19 protein-coding genes are annotated in these 21316 nt (G+C 44.4%); 12 read left to right on the top strand and 7 right to left on the bottom strand.

Annotated elements, in window-relative coordinates; translation table 11 throughout:
• Positions 1 to 168: 168 nt before the first annotated feature.
• The 3 genes from MMB75_RS19270 (at position 169) to MMB75_RS19260 (ending at position 4521) form a co-directional block, all read left to right on the top strand.
• The gene (locus tag MMB75_RS19270) at positions 169 to 1575 is read left to right on the top strand and encodes a hypothetical protein (protein ID WP_025365873.1); all 1407 of its coding nucleotides are present in this window, start codon (positions 169 to 171) and stop codon (positions 1573 to 1575) included.
• A 197-nt stretch (positions 1576 to 1772) separates the two neighbouring features.
• Positions 1773 to 2582, top strand: coding sequence for a bifunctional hydroxymethylpyrimidine kinase/phosphomethylpyrimidine kinase (thiD, locus tag MMB75_RS19265; protein WP_045245003.1), 810 nt, complete (start codon positions 1773 to 1775; stop codon positions 2580 to 2582).
• A 241-nt stretch (positions 2583 to 2823) separates the two neighbouring features.
• Entirely contained in the window at positions 2824 to 4521 is a 1698-nt protein-coding gene (locus tag MMB75_RS19260; protein WP_277509878.1) for a M3 family oligoendopeptidase, read from the top strand.
• A gap of 157 nt (positions 4522 to 4678) precedes the next feature.
• Here MMB75_RS19260 and MMB75_RS19255 read toward each other — a convergent pair whose 3' ends face one another.
• Complete coding sequence (locus MMB75_RS19255) at positions 4679 to 5653, bottom strand: ring-cleaving dioxygenase (RefSeq protein ID WP_013373156.1); 975 nt, start codon at positions 5651 to 5653, stop codon at positions 4679 to 4681.
• A gap of 263 nt (positions 5654 to 5916) precedes the next feature.
• Here MMB75_RS19255 and MMB75_RS19250 point away from each other — a divergent pair, with 263 nt between their 5' ends.
• Complete coding sequence (locus MMB75_RS19250) at positions 5917 to 6456, top strand: GNAT family N-acetyltransferase (RefSeq protein ID WP_045245005.1); 540 nt, start codon at positions 5917 to 5919, stop codon at positions 6454 to 6456.
• A gap of 99 nt (positions 6457 to 6555) precedes the next feature.
• Here the strand turns inward: MMB75_RS19250 and MMB75_RS19245 are convergent, their stop codons facing one another.
• From MMB75_RS19245 to MMB75_RS19230, 4 genes are all read right to left on the bottom strand, one after another.
• Positions 6556 to 9102, bottom strand: coding sequence for an ABC transporter permease (locus MMB75_RS19245; RefSeq protein ID WP_045245006.1), 2547 nt, complete (start codon positions 9100 to 9102; stop codon positions 6556 to 6558).
• Positions 9099 to 9776, bottom strand: coding sequence for an ABC transporter ATP-binding protein (locus tag MMB75_RS19240; protein WP_017425557.1), 678 nt, complete (start codon positions 9774 to 9776; stop codon positions 9099 to 9101). Before MMB75_RS19240 ends, MMB75_RS19245 begins: the two co-directional genes overlap by 4 nt.
• Before the next feature lie 107 nt (positions 9777 to 9883).
• The gene (locus MMB75_RS19235; RefSeq protein WP_019688646.1) at positions 9884 to 10801 is read right to left on the bottom strand and encodes a sensor histidine kinase; all 918 of its coding nucleotides are present in this window, start codon (positions 10799 to 10801) and stop codon (positions 9884 to 9886) included.
• Positions 10802 to 11479, bottom strand: a complete 678-nt coding sequence (locus MMB75_RS19230; protein WP_019688645.1) for a response regulator transcription factor — start codon at positions 11477 to 11479, stop codon at positions 10802 to 10804.
• A gap of 325 nt (positions 11480 to 11804) precedes the next feature.
• On the opposite strand from MMB75_RS19230, the gene MMB75_RS19225 reads away from it, so the two are divergent.
• From MMB75_RS19225 to MMB75_RS19195, 7 genes are all read left to right on the top strand, one after another.
• A complete protein-coding gene (locus MMB75_RS19225) occupies positions 11805 to 12758 on the top strand; it encodes an ABC transporter permease (protein ID WP_045245007.1) in 954 nt (317 codons plus the stop codon).
• Positions 12748 to 13698: an iron chelate uptake ABC transporter family permease subunit gene (locus MMB75_RS19220; protein ID WP_017425553.1), complete on the top strand. Its 951-nt coding sequence runs from the start codon at positions 12748 to 12750 to the stop codon at positions 13696 to 13698. The genes MMB75_RS19225 and MMB75_RS19220 overlap by 11 nt, the downstream gene beginning before the upstream one ends.
• Positions 13692 to 14450 carry an iron ABC transporter ATP-binding protein gene (locus tag MMB75_RS19215; protein ID WP_045245008.1) on the top strand — a complete coding sequence of 253 codons (759 nt, stop codon included), beginning with the start codon at positions 13692 to 13694 and terminating at the stop codon, positions 14448 to 14450. The genes MMB75_RS19220 and MMB75_RS19215 overlap by 7 nt, the downstream gene beginning before the upstream one ends.
• A gap of 12 nt (positions 14451 to 14462) precedes the next feature.
• Positions 14463 to 15443: a siderophore ABC transporter substrate-binding protein gene (locus tag MMB75_RS19210; protein ID WP_045245009.1), complete on the top strand. Its 981-nt coding sequence runs from the start codon at positions 14463 to 14465 to the stop codon at positions 15441 to 15443.
• 33 nt (positions 15444 to 15476) lie between these two features.
• Complete coding sequence (locus MMB75_RS19205) at positions 15477 to 16220, top strand: alpha/beta hydrolase (protein ID WP_045245010.1); 744 nt, start codon at positions 15477 to 15479, stop codon at positions 16218 to 16220.
• Positions 16221 to 16378: 158 nt separating this feature from the next.
• Positions 16379 to 17290 (top strand): aldo/keto reductase, encoded by a 912-nt coding sequence (locus MMB75_RS19200; RefSeq protein WP_025365861.1) that lies wholly within the window; start codon positions 16379 to 16381, stop codon positions 17288 to 17290.
• A 157-nt stretch (positions 17291 to 17447) separates the two neighbouring features.
• Positions 17448 to 17774 carry a thioredoxin family protein gene (locus MMB75_RS19195; protein WP_017425549.1) on the top strand — a complete coding sequence of 109 codons (327 nt, stop codon included), beginning with the start codon at positions 17448 to 17450 and terminating at the stop codon, positions 17772 to 17774.
• Between the two features lie 125 nt (positions 17775 to 17899).
• Here MMB75_RS19195 and bacA read toward each other — a convergent pair whose 3' ends face one another.
• Together bacA and MMB75_RS19185 are read right to left on the bottom strand one after the other, a co-directional pair.
• Positions 17900 to 18697 (bottom strand): undecaprenyl-diphosphate phosphatase, encoded by a 798-nt coding sequence (gene bacA, locus MMB75_RS19190; protein ID WP_017425548.1) that lies wholly within the window; start codon positions 18695 to 18697, stop codon positions 17900 to 17902.
• Positions 18698 to 18825: 128 nt separating this feature from the next.
• Positions 18826 to 20190, bottom strand: a complete 1365-nt coding sequence (locus MMB75_RS19185; protein ID WP_017425547.1) for a hemolysin family protein — start codon at positions 20188 to 20190, stop codon at positions 18826 to 18828.
• 224 nt (positions 20191 to 20414) lie between these two features.
• Between MMB75_RS19185 and MMB75_RS19180 the strand changes: the two genes are divergently transcribed.
• A complete protein-coding gene (locus MMB75_RS19180; protein WP_025365859.1) occupies positions 20415 to 21215 on the top strand; it encodes a DUF1836 domain-containing protein in 801 nt (266 codons plus the stop codon).
• The last annotated feature ends 101 nt before the right edge of the window (positions 21216 to 21316 follow it).

Here is a 21316-nt window from a genome sequence, read left to right as displayed (position 1 = left end):
TTTTCATAAAACAGATTTAAAATCGTACGAAACTCGTGATTTTATATGTCCTGAGTCGTGTTTAAAGTTATTGACCTCTCGTATAATTAGACATATACTTTGATTAAACAAATTTTGGTTTAAAAGGTAATGAAAAAGTCACCATCATTCGTTTGAGGGGGTGTCCCTTTGGAAAAAAACACCACGATCCGCGCAGAGATAGAAAAGTATATTCAAAGTGAAGGCATTTCAATGCAATGTTTTGCAGATGCTTCTAAGGTAAATCCGGGTACACTTAGCGGTATACTTAACCGAAACCCACCACGACCTATTTCAGTTAATCAGCTTGATCTGATTACTGAGGCGATGGGATTGGAAGAAGGATCTTTGTTCGAGATGTATGTAGATGAGTGTTTTATTCATTCCTTGCCACACTGGAGAAGGCTGCGTCCGTTTCTTCTTCGTTGCTCAGAGTTGAACAAGCTGGACTGTATACGCAGTGTGCTTGGTTATTTGATGGACGATTTATCGAATGTTCCGGCTATTTTTGAGACTGCAGAAGCGATGTTTGAGGATGGTCGACATGAAGCCTCCATGCTTTTGTATGATTGTGTCATTGAGAGTGAGAAGTATACCCACTCCGAACGGTTGGCGATTAGCTATTTTCGCATATTCCAGATTCAGATTAAGGATAACCAACGGAACTTGAAGGCTGCTGTACAATTCCATTTGTACCGTAGTCGTCTACCGGAAATTTATGCACTGGAAGGCTTACATATGCTATCTCAAGTGTTTGCTTTAAAAATGCAATGGTCCGAGATGGAAATGTATGCGGACGAGCTAAGAGAGTTGGCGCAGGCATTGTATCGCAATCGGAACCGCTTTGGAGATGAGCACCTGGAGCTGATTAAGCCGCTCGTTTATTACTATGCTCAAGGGCATCTGCTTAAGGCCAGCTGCTATGAGTTTCAGGGTAGATATGAGGAATCCAAGCAATGGATTGAAGGTTACGCAGATTTGAGCTGGTTTGAGGGTTTGGACGAGGAAGGTTGGAAAGTGGTCAACCTGCATCGTGTATATGCACAGGGCAACCGACTTTGTATTGAAATCAAAATGGGCAACACTTCTGCAATCTATGAATATATTACTTACCTGCGCGAGCATCCGGATGAGACACTGGAAGGCCTGAATACGTTGCTCGAATCGGCGAACCGGTTTGGCTATTTCGTAGATGCCGAGCTGGAGCTGTTCAACCAGCAACTCAAGAGATTCTGGGAGCTTGCACCGGAGCAATGGGACACACATTATCGCAAGCACTTTAATGCATTTCGTTTTGCTTCTTTTTGCAAGGTGTATGCGGAATATTATTTTCGAAAAGGCGATTACCCCAAGGGCTTGGGACAAACACTGCATTGCCTGCAATTGTCTGTCGATAACAGCTATACCGAACATATCATTGGTTGTATGGCTTTATTTGAGCAGCATCGAAATTTTGCTACCCCGGAACAGCAGCAGTTGTATCAGAGTCTTTGCCTCGGCGTACGGGCGAACGAAAAAAACCATGCCTATGATCACAGTGCTGGTGGGTATTTATAATTCTAAAATTCATTCAAATTCTTCATATAACACGTACTTACGAGGATGTTCTCATTTCAAAGGGGGATATTCTCGTTTTTTAGCTGTTGCTGGTTCTTGTGACTTTTCGTATGGAAAGGACCGTTTTGCGCGTTGACAAGTTTCGCATGCAGGATTAGGATAAATGCAGCACTGAAAGTGAAGGAGAGCATGTACTAATGACGATTCCCAAAACACTAACGATAGCCGGCTCCGACACAAGCGGTGGAGCAGGTATTCAGGCGGACCTGAAAACCTTCCAGGAGCTTGGCGTATATGGCATGACTGTATTGACTACCGTAGTTGCGATGGAACCTAAAACCTGGAACCATCTTGTATATCCTGTTGCGTTGGACGTGGTTGAGGCGCAGCTGCGTACTGTATTGGAAGGTATCGGTTTTGATGCAATGAAGACCGGTATGCTGGGTTCCGTAGATATCATCGAACTGGTGGCCAGCCACTTGAAAAAGCATGATCTGAAACGGATTGTGATTGACCCGGTTATGGTCTGCAAAGGCACGGATGAAGTGCTTCAACCGGAAAATACAGAGGCCATGCTGGAATTGTTGATTCCTGGCGCTGACCTGGTAACACCGAACTTGTTCGAGGCTTCGCAGCTGGCGAAGAATGGACCGATCACGACACTGGAGCAGATGCAGGAAGCGGCTGCTATTATCCACGAGCGTGGTGCTAAGCATGTACTGATCAAGGACCGTGGCAAAATTCGCGCTGGTAAAGCGATGGATCTGCTGTATGACGGAATCACTTTTGACTGGTTTGAAGCGGATGTTGTACAAACCAACTTTACCCACGGTGCAGGCTGTACCACTTCGGCTGCGGTAACGGCTGGTTTGGCACAAGGGCTGACTGTGCGTGAAGCTGTGGATCAGGCCAAGAAATTCATTACACAGGCCATTGAAGGTGGCTTCAAGTTAAATGAATTTGTCGGTCCGACCCTGCATGTGGCACATCGTTTGCAAAATCAATAAAGGTATGAAGGTCTGTGATCCTAGAGACACTTATAAATCTCAATTAGACAGACTGGATATATATTAGATTGTTTTAGACAGTGACTTTTTGATATATAGGGTTAGATGAGGCTTAAAAGCCGCAATACATGGTATTGCGGCTTTTAAGGTTGTATTATTTTGGCATTCCAGCTTCCAGTTTGGTCTAATCGTACTGTATAATAGGCATCAGATTTATTACATTAAAGGGGGAAACGGAGCAATGACATTATTCAGCGAAATGGCTTATAGCCGGCCAGTGCAACCTGAAATTGAACAGCGGTTTAAAACACTGTTGCAGCAGTTTCGTGAAGCAGACAATGTAGAACGTCAAAATGAAGTTATTCATGCGATTAACAAGCTGCGCAGTAACGTGGAAACGCAACTGCAATTGGTGGAAGTTCGGCACTCCATTGATACGGAAGATGCGTTCTACAAAGCAGAGCAAGAGTACGCTGATGATTTCATGCCGGTAATCCAGGAGTATGTAACCGATTATTACCGGGCGTTGGTGGAGTCTCCATTTAGAGCTGAGTTGGAGAGCCAATGGGGCAGCCAGCTTTTCAGTATTGCCGAGGTTGCGCTCAAGTCGTTCCACCCGGATATCATTGAGGATTTGCAGCAGGAAAATAAGCTGACCTCGGAATATGCTCAGTTGATTGCCTCAGCGAAAATCCCGTTCGAGGGGGAAGAACGCACATTGTCTCAGCTCCTGCCTTTTGAAATGGCAACCGACCGCGAGACGCGTAAACAGGCCTCTGAGGCCAAATATCAATTTATGAGTGAGCATGAGGATGAGCTGGACCGGATTTATGATGAATTGGTGAAGGTACGCACACGCATGGCACATAAGCTGGGCTATGACAATTTCGTAGAATTGGGCTATGCCCGTTTGGGGCGTATAGATTACAATGCAGAGATGGTAGCCAATTTCCGCGAGCAGGTGCTAAAGCACATCGTTCCTCTGGCAACCAAGCTGAAAGAGCGCCAACGCGAGCGGATCGGAGTAGACCAGCTTCGCTATTACGACGAGGGCTTCAACTTCTTGTCAGGCAATCCTACGCCAAAAGGCGACCCGGATTGGATTCTTCGTAATGGAGCGCGTATGTATGAGGAGCTTTCGCCAGAAACACATGAATTTTTCAGTTTTATGGTCGAGCGTGGACTGATGGATTTAATCAGCAAAAAGGGCAAGCAAAGCGGAGGCTACTGTACATTTTTAAGCGAATATGGCACGCCGTTTATCTTCTCCAATTTCAATGGTACATCCGGTGATATCGACGTATTAACGCATGAAGCAGGTCATGCCTTCCAGGTCTATGAAAGCCGGCATTTTGAAATTCCTGAATACCACTGGCCAACCATGGAAGCGGCTGAAATTCATTCGATGAGTATGGAATTTTTCGCATGGCCTTGGATGAAGCTGTTCTTCGAGGAAGATACGGATAAATATCACTTTGAACATCTATCTTCATCGCTGCTGTTCGTGCCTTACGGCGTAGCCGTAGATGAATTCCAGCATGCTGTATATGAACACCCGGACTGGACTCCAGCTGAACGTAAAAGTGCATGGCGCTCCATTGAACGCAAGTATAAACCGCATCTGAATTATGAAGGCAACGAGTACCTCGAAAAAGGCGGATTCTGGCACAAGCAGGGACATATTTTTCAATCTCCGTTCTATTATATTGACTATACGCTGGCACAATTATGTGCATTCCAGTTCTGGAAGCGTATGGGTGAAGACCGAGCGGCAGCGTGGGAAGATTATTTGAAGCTGTGTCGTGCCGGAGGAAGCCGATCCTTTACCGGATTAGTTGAGCTGGCTGGACTGATCTCGCCGTTCCAAGACGGCTGCATCGCCTCTGTGATCGGAGAAATTGAAGCATGGCTGAACAGTGTGGATGATAAAAAGCTGTAAGCATAGCCAAAAAGGGTATTTCACTTACCTGTCTAGCTAAAAGCTTGTAGATGAGATGCTTTTTTTAATGAAAGCAGAGCAGTTGCACGAAAAAAGCCGGGAACCCTACATGATGTAGAAGCCCCGGCTTTGTGTTTATTTTAGAGTAAATATAACTTTATTCATGTTTGGTGTTGAGTGGTTTGAGATTGGCTTCAATTGATGCACGGCGCGGCTCCAAGAATGGAGGCAGTGCCAGCGATTCGCCCAGAAACTCCAGTTCCTCGTCGGTGTCAAAGCCAGGTCCATCGGTAGCCAATTCAAACAGAATGCCATTTGGCTCACGGAAGTACAAGGAACGGAAGTAAAAGCGATCTACAAAACCAGAGTTGGAAATTTGCAGCTGCCCAATACGCTCTACCCACTGTTTGAGCTCTTCCTCGGTTTCAACACGGAAAGCGACGTGATGCACACTGCCGCGTCCTGGTCGCTCTTGTGGCAGATCGTTGCGCTCTTCCAGATGAACTTCAGTTCCTGTACCGCCTTCACCTGTTTCGTAGATAACCACATCCGGTTGTCCGGCAACAGGGGAAGGGTAGGAGCCCTTTTTGCGGAAGCCCATAACCTGTTCAAGAATAAGAATGGTATTCTCCGCTTTGGGAATGGTCAGATGAACCGGACCAAGTCCAACGATGCCGTATTCCGCAGGGACAGGGCTCTTCTCCCAAGGCGTGCCGCCGCGCATTCCGTGATCATGCTCATCTGAAACGAGGAAGAAGCGTTGTCCTTCAAAATCCTCGAACGAAAGCGCCAAGCGTCCTGCTTGATCTATAATTTCGCCATGCTTCACATCCAGCTGCTCGAAGCGGTTTTTCCAATAATTCAGAGCCTTGTCGTTCGGTACCCGTAGGGAGAGCGCCGAAATACTGTTATTCCCTGTACGCGTTTGTCCAGCATGTGGAATTTCAAAGAAAGTGACTTCCGTACCCGCGGTTCCGCGCTCATCTCCGTAAAAGAGGTGATACACACTAACATCGTCCTGGTTCACCGTTTTCTTGATCAGCCGAAGTCCTAATACCTGAGTATAAAATTCAACATTTTTAGCCGCTGCTGCTGTAATCGCCGAAACGTGATGCAATCCTAACAATTTCATGTTATTTGCCCTCCTTGGTTTTTATATGATTAGGTTTTTCAAAGTAAAATAAACCGTCGTCGTAAACTTTTCTTTATATTTATTATCTTGATATTAAGATATATTATTTTTGATTGTTTGTCAACATGAATTACGATCTTGCTACAATACAGTTTCATGACGGACAAAAATTGAAATTCGAAATAATGCAAAAGCAGATACAATAAAGCTCAATATAGCCCAAAGTAGATAGAATGAATTTTATTATAAAAGGAGTTTACTAAATGTATACGGATAAGGATTTAACGATTAGGCCTGCTACAGAAGAAGACCTATATGCACTTTGGACGCTAATTTACAAGGAAGAAGCACCTGAATGGAAGCAATGGGATGCACCTTATTATGAGCATAAGACGCTTTCTTTGGAGGAGTATTTAAAAGAGAAGGAAAAGCGAATCGGACAGGATGACTTTTGGCTCATTGAAGTGGAAGGCAAGGTCATTGGATCCGTGAGTTACTACTGGGAGCATAAGCCTTCGCAATGGCTTGAAATGGGAATAGCTATCTATGATTCGGGGTATTGGAGCGGTGGCTATGGTACGAGAGTACTTCGATTGTGGATCACGCATTTGTTTAATACATTGCCTTTAGTAAGAGTAGGTTTTACAACCTGGTCAGGAAACCATCGGATGATAAAGGTTGGAGAGAAGCTGGGCATGACCCTCGAAGCCAGACTTCGCAAATGCAGATATTATAATGGAGAGTATTATGATTCGATCCGAATGGGGCTTTTACGGGAAGAGTGGAGTCGTCATGTTCTGTGAAAAAGACCTTTCTAGGCATAAAAAGATGACCTCTGAATGTGATCAGGAGTCATCTTTTTGACGCTCATGGGTATTTTGCTTGCTTATTTTTAAGTGCAACTACTCTGATTCTCGAAGTCGCTCCACAATACTTTGTTTGTTATTCATAGAATAGACTGCTACTGGTATCAGTATCCCAAGCAAGAACAGTAAAGGCAACAAGACTAGAAGGGGCCAAAGTATAAAGTGATAGCTTAAAAGCCATAGCAAGCTGCAAAACGGTTTTACAATCAAAATAGAAAATAAGACTGCCAATAGAATAGAAGTTAGGCTGGTGGCGCAAACATAATACAGTCCTTCATAAATCAGCATTCCCCGCAATTGCCGTTTAGTCATGCCTATGCTCTGCAACATAGCAAATTCATTGCGCCGGGTCAGTATGCTGGTTAAAATCGCATTTACAAAGTTCAGGATACCTATGAGGCCAATAATCAAGCTAAGCGTGCCACCGATCAACTCAACAGTGGTTTGCATACCTGATAAAGCGTCCCTTGATGTAATTTTGGATTCGTAGTTCATCATCGGTTCGATTGCTTCAGTGTAGCGCTTCAAAAAGCTCTGCATAGATGTTTCTTGATTTGAGGATACATTAAAGGCGTAGCTCATCACAGCAGGCTCGTTTACAAGTGATTTGTATATTTCCGCCGGAAGGTAGAGGTTATAACCAGTGTAAATGCGATTCGAATTGGTAGATCTAATGCCCACATGGCCAAGCACTGTAAACGTTTGCGTTATATACTCTCTACCCAATGGAGCCTCATCTGCTGTTCTCACATAACTATGCAAAGTAACGGTTTCGCCCACTTTATGATGCATGCTTTCCATGTAAGGCTTGTCGTTATCGTTCAGTTCGACTCCCTCCAGGATATACTTACCGGAAGCTAGTTTCTTAAAATCAAGCTCGCCATCAATCAATTGCAGCCGATGCAAGGGTAAATCCTCTAGCCCATACACGTCTACAAGGAAATTGCCGCGAGCGTCAGTGTTCTGGGGATCATCCGTGATTCCCTTTGTATTCTCGGCCGTGAAAGCTGTTGGGTCACCGTACAATCGACCGCCTTCTTCAAAGCCTGGTTGTGCCTGTACAGCCTTAATAAAACTTTCGGTGGTCCCATTTTCTTGCCCACTAAAACTGCTGGGAACCTGGAAATACTCAGCATGAGCAATGAGAAAATCGGTATCATTAAATTTGGCTAAAAATTTATCCATATCAAAGCTCCGAGATAGTGTGAATGCAGTGTTCAGAAGGACCAAGCTTAAAGAAAGACTAATAACCACTAGAACGGTGCGTTTTTTATTACGCCCCAAATTGGAACGAGCCATGAGGTGGATTTTTGCACCTCCGGTTGATTTTTTCAGCCTGCCATTGCTCTTGTTTATCCCACCTGTGTATCTGACTGCTTCTACCGGCGATACGGACGAGGCAACTCTGCCTGGCTTGAAAGTGCTGATCATTACGGTAATGAGGGCGAACAAAGCCGATCCTATAAAAATCCATGGGTTGGGGGATACCGATACCTCAGTACCGTTATATACACTCGTATTTATGATAAAAGGCACGAGTGATTTACCAATAAAAAAACCTGCTATCAATCCGATCGGGATTCCTAGCGCTGATAGAATCAGTGCTTGTCTACGAATAATCCGGCGTATCTGTTTGCGGCTTGTACCGATCGTCTTTAAGAGACCGTAAAAACGGATATCTCGCATCACTGATATTTGGAAAATATTATATATAATCAAATAACCAGTAAACATGATCAGTAACAGGGCAGAAGTTAACGCTATGATTGTCTCTGTATCTAAACTAAAATTAGCCGAGATGTATGCCCAATTTACATTATTCGCGATATAGTTCGGTGCATCTTCGTCAAGTGAATAACCGCTTTCGGTAATCACTTTATTGAGCTTTCCTCGCAAATCAAAACTATTATCGAACATCATATACGCACTAATGGTTCCTGTATAGAAGTGATCCTTTTTATAGTTGCTTTGTAATTCCTTGGCATGAGCATCGACATAGGCTTTAGAAGCGAATATTTGCCCTACGTTAACCACAGGATCACTTTTCCACCAGCCGGAGAGGATAAAATCACGCTGTACTTCTTTACCTCGTAAGTCAAGCTTTAGCCTCAAAGGTGCTCCAACCTCCAGTGGAACCCCCAATAGCTGTAACGTCTTGGAGTCTGCAATCACTTCGTTTTTCGCCGCAGGCTTGTTCCCTGCATTAAGTTCAATTAAACCGAGCTTCAGCCCTACATCATCGTAATACCAGAATTCCGTATGGCGTTTTAGGAATTTATCGTTTAAAACTCTGTCGCTTAATATACGGTTATAAGCTATTTCCTTGATCAACGGATGATCCTTGACATGATTAAATTCGTCATCCGTTATATATTTAAGTACGGCATGTCCATCTCCACCGACCTGGCGCATAGTTGCCCGCTGTAAGTTTTCCATAGTACCAAGCCCCAAGGTGTACAACGTCGTAAATAACAATGAAGTGAGCGCAATGGCAACAATGGCAAAGAGGTTACGGACTTTGTTTACTTTGAAGCTCTTATCTGCCAGATTACGGATCGTTTTTTTATTTCTAACCTGAATCATTTGCCTTCACCACCGACCATTTTACCGTCCTCAATCCGAATAATCCGGTCTGCCATTTGCGCAATTTCCTCGTTGTGCGTAATCATCACCATTGTTTGTTGGAACTGTTGACTGGATACTTTGATGAGTCCCATCACATCCAGACTGGTTTTACTATCCAGGTTCCCAGTGGGTTCATCTGCCAGGACAATGGCGGGTTTGGCTGCCAGTGCTCTGGCAATGGCTACACGCTGCTGCTGGCCACCTGAAAGATGGTTGGGCAGATTATTCAACTTATGGTCAAGGCCCAAGGTATGTACAATTTTATCTATGTGGGTTTTGTCTGGTTCTTTACCATCCAGTTCAATAGGAAGCACAATATTTTCGTAGACATTTAAAACAGGCACTAGGTTGTAATTTTGAAATACGAAGCCAATTTTCCGTCTGCGAAATATAGTCAATTCTTCATCTTTTAATGTGAAAATATCTTTACCGTCAATCGTAACGTTTCCACTTGTCGGACGATCGAGTCCACCCAGCATATGGAGAAGGGTAGATTTGCCGCTCCCGGACGTACCGACAATGGCCACAAATTCTCCGCTTTCCACCTCCAGGTTCACCCCATCTAGGGCATGAACAGCAGTATCCCCGTTACCATAATACTTCTTCAACTCCTGAGTTTTTAACAGAGTCATTCATTTCTCCTCCATGAAAAATAGTCTGTATCACCATACTTCGCAATACAGACTTTACCATATGAATCTTTCTACAATCTTTCTGAAATCTAACAGTGTTGTAAGAATTACTTGTCTATGGGGAGAAAAATCGAGAAGGTGGAACCACTGCCGCGGCGTGACCATAGTTTGATGTATCCGCCCCCAGCTGAAACAATTTCTCTTGCTAAAAATAGTCCAATCCCGACACCTTCTTGCGAGATTACAGTTTGTGACCGATAGAAACGCTTGAAAATCTTGCTGTGTTCTTCTTCTGCAATCCCAATGCCATTATCAGTAATATCAATCCGGCAGAATAAATCATAAGCACTCACTCTAATAAATATATTCCCGCTCATTTCTGTATATTTGACGGCGTTATCCAAAATATTATAGATTGCCTCAACCGTCCATTTTAAATCAAAAGAAGCCTGAATTTCTTTACTCTCCATAGCAATCGAAATCCCTTTAGCGTTTGCCTTCGGCATAATTTGCTCCAGTGCAGTAGTTAGTAGCCTTTGAACTGACTCCTGCCTTGACGACAATTTGATAATCCCTGTTTCAAGCCGTGATGTTTTTACTAAGGAATGGATCAGGAAATGAAGCTTTTCGGCTTGTGTGGATAAAGCTTTTACACAAGTGGAACCTTCTGGTGGCAAATCATATTCACTAAGCAGTTGTGAGTAGAGGAGGATGTTAGCAATAGGTGTTTTCGTTTGATGCGAGATGTCAGAAATAAGCTCGTTTATTTTATTTTTTTCTGCCAATAAATTTTTCGAGGAAACGGAGCAAATGGAAAGAAATTGCGCAAGCTTGGCCTCTACTGCTGATAAGACGGATTCGTCAAAAACGCGCTCTGAAAACTCGCCACTAATTGCAGCTTCAATCATATGATCCATAGTTTTCATTGTTTTATGTACGTTCTTACGATAGAGAAGAATGGTAACCCCGGCTATGAAAAGAGCAGTAATAGCAATTCCAAAACACGCATAATCCAGCATCGTCATTCATTTCACCGCCCAAGTGTAGCCGATACCGTACACAGTCTTAATGTACAGAGGAGAGGAAGGATGATCCTCCAGCTTGTCACGTAGCCTTTTTATGGTGACTGACAACGCATTTTCGCCTACATACTCAGCGCCATCTGTCCAGATGCTGTCTACCAAATGATCACGCGAAACGGTATTTCCTCGATTGTTGATTAGGATGCGCAACAATTTTTGCTCCGTTTTACTTAGTTCAATAGGTGTACCATTCTTAATAAATTCCATTCTCTCGAATGAAAAAGAAAAATTGTCTAGCTGAATGGAGTCCGCAAGCGAGTATCTGGATTTCTTTAGCTGAACACCAACCCTTGCTCTCAGTACCATCAGACTGAAAGGCTTGGTGATGTAGTCGTCAGCACCCAGCTCAAGACCAGTGACAATATCTGTTTCCATATCATTTGCAGTCAGAACGATGACGGGTATCATTGTTTTTTTTCGTATATGGGTTAAAAGGTCAAGTCCATTCCCATCCGGCAAGTTTACATCAAGAATCACCAGGTCAAAGGCAGTGACGTTCAATTGCTCTTTTGCAGCAGCTATGTCATACGTTTGCACAAATACGTTGTTAGGTTCTTTGAGGGCAAGAACAATACCGTTACTCAAGGCGATATCATCCTCGACAATTAATATGTGATTCATCATTCTCCTCCTATTTTTTTAATTCATCAAGTTAATGAATCTCGAATTCCAAGAATTGCTTACAGTAAAAATGAGAAACGGGTAATCCTAAATCTTCCATCCCCATTTTACAGGATATTGCTCTTATTTGCTCATTCACTCTTCAGACTATTCAGGTTTTGCTAACACCTTTTTTGACATGGCTTATTCATTGCAAAAAAATTTGACAGATACAATATCACTGATATAATTTATCCTAGTTGTTTTGATAATGATTATCATTATTGGAGGGGAGGACAGGGCCGAAGCTTGGTACAGGTTATTGGACAGGCTCCCTTAGTTAGAAATGAAATTGCGCTATTTAATACTGGCTTTTATCGTACTGGCCTTCGCCTCGGTGTTTATCGGTGTGCATGATGTAACTCCACTTGATTTGTTCCACTTATCCAACGATCAAGCGCAGGTACTCCTGATTAGCAGATTCCCACGTTTGGTCAGCATCATTATTGCAGGGGCGAGTATGAGTATCTGCGGGCTCATCATGCAGCAGCTTACTCGGAACCGGTTTGTTTCGCCGACCACCGCAGGCACGATGGATGCGGCACGATTAGGTGTGCTGATGGCTATTATGGTGTTTGGAGCGGCAGGATTTTGGACGAAGATGCTGACGGCTTTTGGATTTGCTCTAGGGGGAACCCTGATTTTCATGAAGATACTGGATAAAATCCGTTTTAAGGACCCGGTATTTATCCCGCTTGTCGGTTTGATGTTTGGAGGCATTTTAAATTCGGTGACGACTTTTTTTGCTTACAAATACAATCTGATTCAGGGCATTTCTTCGTGGATGCAGGGGGATTTTTCTCTCATTATGAGTGGTCGCTACGAGATGCTGTATCTCAGTGTTCCTTTGGTCGCGTTGGCGTACATATATGCGAACCGTTTTACAATTGCAGGCATGGGTGAGGATTTTGCAGCCAATTTGGGCGTACATTACAAGCGCACTGTCAATGTTGGTTTGGTGATCGTGGCTTTGGTGTCCTCTGTTGTTATCTTAACCGTCGGGACGATTCCCTTTTTGGGGCTGGTTGTACCCAATCTGGTCAGTATGTACATGGGGGATAATCTGAAAAAAAGCCTAGCACATACAGCGATCTTGGGTGCCATTTTTGTGCTGTTTTGCGATATTTTGGGACGGGTGATCATTTACCCATATGAGATTTCTGTAGGGCTTACGGTTGGTGTAATCGGGAGCGCGTTGTTCTTGTATTTGCTGCTGAGGAGAAGGGCTTATGAATCCTAAATTAAAAATCGGAATATTAGCCGCTGCCGCACTTGTGTTGATTGCTGCTTTTGTGTTTATAGATCTTCCGCACACCTGGCATTACGCGCTGCCACGACGATTGAAAAAGGTCGCAGCCTTCATTCTGACAGGTGGCTCCATTGCTTTTGCAACTGTTATTTTCCAAACGGTCACGAATAACAAGATTTTGACCCCGGGTATTATCGGGCTGGATTCACTGTATATGCTGATTCAGACGACAATAATTTTTGCATTTGGTTCCGTCCCGCTAATTTCGACCAGCAAAGAATTAAACTTTTTGCTGTCGGTGGGGATGATGGTGCTGTTCGCGGGATTGCTATACAAGTTAATTTTCCGCAAAGATGGACGGGGAATTTATGTGCTTTTACTGATCGGTCTGGTGTTTGGTACATTGTTCAACAGCCTGTCTACCTTTATGGAGGTGCTAATTGATCCGAACGAATTTGCGAAAATTCAGGACAAGAGCTTTGCCAGCTTTAGCAATGTAAACACCGAACTGTTATGGCTTTCTGTATTCGTGCTCGTGCTCGTATTTGCTTATGCGTGGAGATTTATTAAGTACCTGGACGTGCTGTCGCTCGGACGGGAGCATGCAATTAATTTAGGGCTTCCTTACAGTTATATCATCAAAAGATTGCTGATTATTGTAGCGATTCTCATCTCCATATCCACGGCACTTGTTGGACCGATCACATTTCTCGGATTAATTGTGGCCAATGTGGCTTATCAGGTGATGAAGACGTATCAACACCGTTATATAATTCCGGCCTCCATCTGTGTTAGTGTTATCGCATTGGCAGGATGCCAGCTGCTGGCAGAGAGAGTATTCGACTTGTCGACAACAGTCAGCGTCATTATTAACTTTATCGGGGGGGTGTACTTCCTGTACCTTTTGCTGCGGGAAAATAAATCATGGTAGAAGTCAAAAACGTAACCAAACGCTACGGGAATAAAAATGTGGTGGAGCAGGTATCCGTCACTGTACCTAAAGGCACCATTACCTCCTTTATTGGACCTAACGGCGCTGGAAAAAGCACCTTGTTGTCGATGATTAGTCGCCTAACTGACAGTGATGAGGGAGAAATCCTGATTGACGGGCAGGCCGTGAGCCTGACGAAAAGTGAGGAGCTAGCCCGGAAGATATCCATTTTAAAACAGACTAATGATGTCAACATCCGCTTAACCGTGAAGGAGTTGGTCAGCTTCGGCCGTTTTCCGTATTCCAAGGGCAGATTGAACAGCGAGGATCGCAAAATGGTGGAGCAGTCTATGGCTTACATGGGATTGGAGGATATGAAGGACAAGCATATTGATTTGCTCAGTGGAGGACAGCGGCAACGGGCTTTTATTGCTATGATTCTGGCACAGGACACGGAATACATCCTGCTGGATGAGCCGCTGAACAATTTGGATATGAAGCATTCGGTTCAAATTATGAAGACGCTACGCAATTTAGTGGATGATCTGGGCAAAACGATTCTGGTGGTGCTTCATGATATTAACTTTGCTTCCTGCTATTCGGACCATATTGTCGGGATGAAGAATGGCAGATTGCTAAAACAAGGAACGGCTGACGAGATGATAGATAGTCAGGTATTAAAAGATTTGTACGATATGGATATTCCGATTCAACAGATCGGTGATCATAAAATTTGTGTGTACTTCACTTAGGGGGAATGTAAAATGAAGAAAAATTTGATGTTTTTAACACTGGTGCTTGCATTGGTACTGATCGTATCGGCCTGTGGCAAAGCGGCTCCGGCAACACAAGAAGCGACTGGCGATGGCTCATCGACTGCAACAACGGATTCCAAAACCGTCTCGGTCAAACACGCACTCGATGAGAATCCAGTCCAAGTCAAAGTTAATCCGAAAAATGTTGTTGTTTTTGATTTTGGTTCATTGGATACGTTGGATAAGCTAGGAGTAGACGTTGCGGCGGTAGCGCAGCAGGATCTTCCTACGTATTTGAGCAAATATAAAGATTCCAAATATGCAAGTGCGGGTACGCTGTTTGAGCCGGATTATGAGAAAATCAGTGATCTCTCTCCTGAACTGATCATTATCGGCGGCAGACAAGCTGATGCATATAAAGAGTTGAGCAAAATTGCACCGACTATTTCGATGGCTGTAGATACCAAGGATTATATCAATTCCTTTAAGAAAAACGTTGAAACCTTGGGTCAAATCTTCGATAAAGAGGATGCTGCCAAACAGGAACTGGCTGCGATTGATAGCTCCATTAAGGCTGTACATGATAAGGCTGTAGCGAGCAAGGCTAAAGGCTTGATCGTACTAACAAATGAAGGAAGTCTGAGTGCATATGGCTCACAATCTCGCTTCGGTATCATTCATGATGCTTTTGGCGTAACTCCTGTAGATCCTGACATTAAAGTATCCACGCATGGACAAAAGGTTTCTTTTGAATATGTACAGCAAAAAAATCCAGATTATATTTTTGTCGTTGACCGTGGGGCTGTGGTGGTCGAGGAAGGCAAGGAACAGGTTACAGGTAAACAAACCATTGAGAATGAACTGGTGAAGAAAACCAATGCATATAAAAATGGACATATTGTATACCTTGATCCTAACTACTGGTACCTGTCAGGTAATGGTCTGGAATCCGTATCTGAAATGATCAAGGAAATAGATGCTGCACTGTAATGTATACATCCACATCATGGGGGACTGCGTAAGATGAAAGGTCATGTAGATGAAATTTCATTAGATGGGTATCTTCTACACATCTATACACCTCCCGTATCTGTGAATCATAATGAGCTGTATCCTGTGCTGTATGTGCAGGATGGCAGCTCTTTATTTCTAAGCGGGTTGGATGAACTGGAAAGAGGTTTTTCTACGGGAGAGCTGCCCCGTGTGATACTGGTGGGCATTCAGCCCGTGAATCGGCTGGACGATTATACGCCTTGGGAGGCAGTTGCTTTAGTAGAGGGAAGACCTGCTTTTGGCGGTGAAGGAGATGCGTATCTGGCGTTTGTGGTTACAAAAGTAATGCCATACGTCGAGGCAAAATATCCAGTGCAAACTGGGCTAGAGCATACGGGGCTGATCGGTGCTTCGTTGGGTGGACTGATTTCCATGTATGCGGCCTTCCAGTATACGCATATATTTGGACGCATTGGTTCGATCTCGGGCTCATATTGGTTTCCCGGTATGATCGATTATATGCAATCTGCACCATTTGCTACTGTAATGGCCGGGACACGCCGGATATATATCTCTGTCGGGACCCGTGAAGGGGAAGGGAAGACGAATGTACAAAAAGACATGGTTCCGCTGACCCTTCAGGCACACGAGGTGCTCCTGGCACAGGGACTTGACACAAAAGATGTGCTGCTTGAGCTTGATCAAGATGCGGTGCATCGTGTAGATTGTTTTCAGCGTCAGTTTCCTAAGGCCATTCAATGGCTGTTCGGATAGCTTTTAAGGGAATACGAATTTCATACAACAACTTCAAAGGATTGGAGAGCGTGGAGTCTCTATGTCTTTGGGGTTGTTTTTTTTGTATGTATTTTTCGTATAATAGAGAAATGTTAAAAATTTAAAGTTATACGTCATTGAAGTGAGGGGAGACAACGATGAAAAAAAACCGCCTGGGAGCTTCGGATTTGCTGGTAGGTGAGATTGGCTTGGGATGTATGTCGGTCGGTACGGAGGAGCAGCAAGCTGTTTACTTGATCCATGAAGCGTTAGACAGGGGCGTAAATCTGTTGGATACGGCCGATTTGTACCAGCATGGACGCAATGAAGAAATTGTGGGGGCAGCCATCCGTGGACGGCGCCAGGATGTCATCCTGGCGACCAAGGTCGGCAATCGGCGTATACCGGGGCAGGAGGGCTGGGGATGGGATCCGTCCAAGAAGTATATCCTGTCAGCCGTGAAAGAGAGTCTGCGCCGCCTGGGAACGGACTATATCGACCTGTATCAGTTGCACGGAGGGACGATTGATGATCCGATCGATGAAACCATTGAGGCTTTCGAGCAACTACAGCAGGAAGGTGTCATCCGTTACTATGGTATTTCCTCCATTCGCCCGCATGTCATCCGTGAATATGTGGAACGCTCGAATATCGTTAGTGTTATGAATCAGTATAGCTTGCTGGATCGGCGTGCAGAGGAAGAAGTATTGTCTTTGCTTCAGGAGCGGGGAATTAGTGTGATTGCACGTGGACCCGTGGCGAGCGGCGTATTGGCCGACAAGGGGGAAGAAAAGGCAGCGAAGGGATACCTAGACTACGAAGAAGCAGAGCTGCTGGACGTGCGTAAGCAATTAAAAGCATTTGCAGGGGCGGACCGTAGTATGGAGCAGACAGCGATCCGTTATAGCCTGTCTCATCCGGCTGTCGCGGCTGTGATCCCGGGTGCAAGCTCTTTGGGGCAATTGGAGCATAATATTTCCGCTGCCGACATTGCGCCGCTAACTGAGCACGAGCGAGAGACGCTACAGCATATCAGCCGAGCCAATCGTTATGATGCGCAATACCGCTGATCCGAGCCACAATAGTATAAGTGAAGTATACGCTCGAACATGTACTCATCCCAGTTGCAATATATAAAAGAATCATTACAATATAGGAATAAGCCTGATTTATCATTCATATGTGAATGTGAAGATATTATCAATTCACTCTAGGAGGGAACAACGAATGGAACGTATTGAATCTGAGCAACAATATCAGGATTTAATTAGCGGTGACGGTCTAACCGTCGTGAAATTTGATACAAGCTGGTGTCCAGATTGCAAGACGCTGGATAAATTTATGGACGGCATTATGAAGGAGAACGCGGATAAGCGTTTCTTTGCGCTTGATGCCGAGAAGTTTCAGCCGATTGCTGAAGAAAATCAAGTACGCGGCATTCCGAGCCTGCTCGTGTTCCGTAATGGCGAGAAAATTGCTCATTTGCACAGCAAATACGCCAAAACGCCAGCTCAAGTTTCGGAATACCTGACTACGCTGGAATCCAAACAGTAATCAGTACGCATGGTAGGTAGATCAGGACGATCTACCCAAGCCCGCAAAATAGCAAAAGGGATATCCAAGGCTGACCTTAAGGCCACTTGGATATCCCTTTTTGGTTATAGGATACCAAACAATGATTACAAAATAATGAAAAAGAACACAGCCGCCAACACGAAACGATAGATGGCAAACGTAGTCAAGCTCAAGCGCTTGAGCAGACCGAGGAACGTTTTGATTGCCAGCATCCCGACGATAAAGGCAGTAATAAAGCCGGCTGCGAACACCGGGAAATCACTCATAGACAGATGATCCATACTTTTAATCATATCAATCCCCGATGCACCCAGCATGACCGGAACAGATACGAGGAATGTAAATTCTGCGGCTGCCGTATGGCTTACACGTGCGAATAGGCCCCCAGACATAGTTGAGCCTGAACGAGAGAAGCCTGGCCACAGAGCTAGGACTTGGAACACACCGATGGTAAATGCTTGTTTGTACGTGATCTCATCCAACGTATGTGATCTAATAGGCGGATGGAATTTTTCAGCCGCGATCATGAGCAAGCCCCCGATGACCAAACTGTACAAAACCGTTTCAGGACCAAACAAGTATTGCTTGATTACATCACGGAACAGTACACCAATTACTCCCGCAGGGATCATGGCTAAAATAATATGTAACAGGTTTAGACGTGGCTGGGATGAGATTTTGCGTCTGAAATCAAACAGGCTGAGGAATCTGCGCCAGTATAATACAACGACCGCCATCACAGCACCTAATTGTACGATAACCTCAAATGTTTTGACCGTATCATTCTCAGTGTTCAACCCTAGAAGATCAGCCGTAAGGATCATGTGACCCGTCGAAGAGACCGGCAAAAACTCTGTCAGCCCTTCAATAATACCCATAATAATAGATGATAAAATATCCAATTTACTAGCTCCTCCTTACACGCATGTAGGGCAAACAACCTGAGTCGTTTGCCCTAAAAATATGTCATTTCAATAGGAGTGAACGCAAGTGCCAAGTGCAGTATGCTGGTCGCTCAGATCACAAAGGTTCACTCCTGGGAAGAAGTGTCCGACTCCATTTCCGAGATCGGGGATTTGTGGTGTAAAATAATTTCCACCCGACGAATACGATTTTTACCCATTTCACGAATGATAAATTTCACATCATCTTCTATGAATTCCTTGCCCTGTCTCGGTTCCGGAACCCGGCTATACACCCACCCTCCGACAGTATCCACGTCTTCATCGTCCAATGTCAAGCCCGTCAGATCACTCAGATCGGAAAGCATCACTTTACCATCCATCAAATAACTGTTCTCCGTCAGTTTCTCGATTTCCTTCCGTTCATCCTTATCAAATTCATCCCGAATTTCGCCAACAATCTCCTCCAGAATGTCCTCAATGGTAATCAGACCAGAGGTTCCACCATATTCATCGACCAGGAGAGCGATATGAACCTGCTCCTTCTGCATACGTTTCAACAGCGTGTTGACGGGAATAACTTCCGGAACGGTCAAGATCGGTTGAATCAGGCTATCGAAAACAAGCTCGGGATTGCGATCATACTCAAGGAATAGCTGCTTGGTATTAATCATACCAATGATCTGATCCTTACTGTCTGTCGCTACCGGAAAACGGGTATACTGTTCTTCGTGAATAGTCTGCATGTTTTCTTTGAGCGAGCGATTCGTAAACAAGCATACCATATCTGTACGTGGCACCATAATTTCTTTGGCAACGGTCTCGTCAAAAGCGAAGATACGATTTACGTAGCCATATTCGGTGTTATTGATCTTACCACTTTCCACGCTTTCGGACAAAATGATCTGAATTTCTTCCTGAGAGTGCGCTTCTTCATGCTCAGTAGCCGGTTGAAGACCGAACAGACGAACCAGGCGATTGGCCGAGCCGTTAAGGAGCCAAATAAACGGATACATAATCCGGTTAAACCACACGATGACTGGAGAGGTTAACAGGCTGACAGCTTCCGCTTTGCGGATCGCCAATGTTTTGGGAGCCAGTTCGCCGATCACCACGTGCAGGTAAGTTACAATGACAAATGAAATAATAAAGGCCAGGATATGTGAAAACTCCCCATTGATGTTGAGCTGTTGAAAGAGAGGCTCCAGCAGTTTAACTACAGTTGGTTCACCGAGCCAACCGAGTCCTAACGCTGTAATCGTAATACCAAGCTGACAGGCAGACAGGTAGCCGTCCAGATTATTGACGACTTTTTGTAGCGCCAGTGCGTTTTTACGGTTCTCCACCACCAGCTGATCTACCCGGCTGGAACGGATTTTAATAATCGCAAACTCGGTAGCCACGAAGAAAGCACTAAATAAAATCAACACCGCAAACAAAAATAGACTGACACCTATACCCATATAATTTTCACTCATCCCTTTTTCGTTCAATTTTTTAAGGAACTCTATTTTGAGTTCACTTGAACTTATTTTAAGAACTTAAAAGAAAATATACAAGGTTCATATGGAATCGTAGCAGGTCACCTACCTCTAATTTACACGAAAAATAAGGCATAATAGAACCCGCACGGCTCATTGCTTCACTTTACAAGCCTAGTTTAAGGGCGTATGATGAGTTCGAATGAACTTGAAATGTAATAAAGGGAGGAAAGCAGATGGAGTCTTTTACCCTCACTCGCCGTGATATGGCCCATTTGTTGCTGGCCATGGAAGGCCGCAGCGAATTGCAGCCTTTGGCTGTTCTTCAGGACGCCTGGAGGCGCACTCATAGCCATCTTGCCCGTTCCGGTAGTACCATGCCGACATTTCTATATACCGAAGTGACGCCTGTGCTGGATAAAATCATCAAGGGCAAGCACAGCGCAGCCTTTTCGCTGCAGGAGATCGTTTCTTTAGGCCAACTGGTGGAGTATAGCCATGTCTCACTGGCCTCTATGCAAAATTGGGTCAAACGTGATTTCAAGGAGTTCCTCGGCGCTCCGAAAATCGGCAAAAAATACTCAGTCAACCAGGCTGCTATATTGCTCATCGTGGAAGATTTAAAATCATGTCTTGATTTTGAATCTATCCGTCAGCTATTTTATATCCTGTTCCAACAGCCAGAAGATGATACGGATGATCTGATTCAGCCGGTCGATTTGTACGCTGCATATTCAACTTTATTTGAAGAGCTGGATGCGAACGGAGACCAACTGCTTGATGTGGCAGGAGCAGGGTATGCAAAAGACAACGGAAATTCTGCTACAGGACAGAAACGTCAGGAAGCTGCGACAGAAGAACTGCTGGTACAAGCCGCAGATCAATATACTTGTCGTTTACAGCATTTGACCCCTAACCAGTGTGAAGCAGTGCGTAATACTTTGCTGGTGGCAGCGGTATCGGTGCAAAATAGTTATTTTTTGTCGATGGCACGTCGGTATGTGAATGCCACATTATTTTTGGATTTTCAAGGGTAGATTAGGATTGGCATAAGAAGCCGATCCTATTTTTTTGCTCTTTTTGAGGATTGTCTACCCTTTTGGAGACTGAAAAAGTATACAAAAGAGGTATATACACT

The organism is Paenibacillus sp. P2(2022) (genome assembly GCF_029522175.1).
GTDB lineage: Bacteria > Bacillota > Bacilli > Paenibacillales > Paenibacillaceae > Paenibacillus > Paenibacillus polymyxa.
Note: the sequence above shows the minus strand (reverse complement) of the source record. Positions and strands in the feature narration are given on the sequence as shown.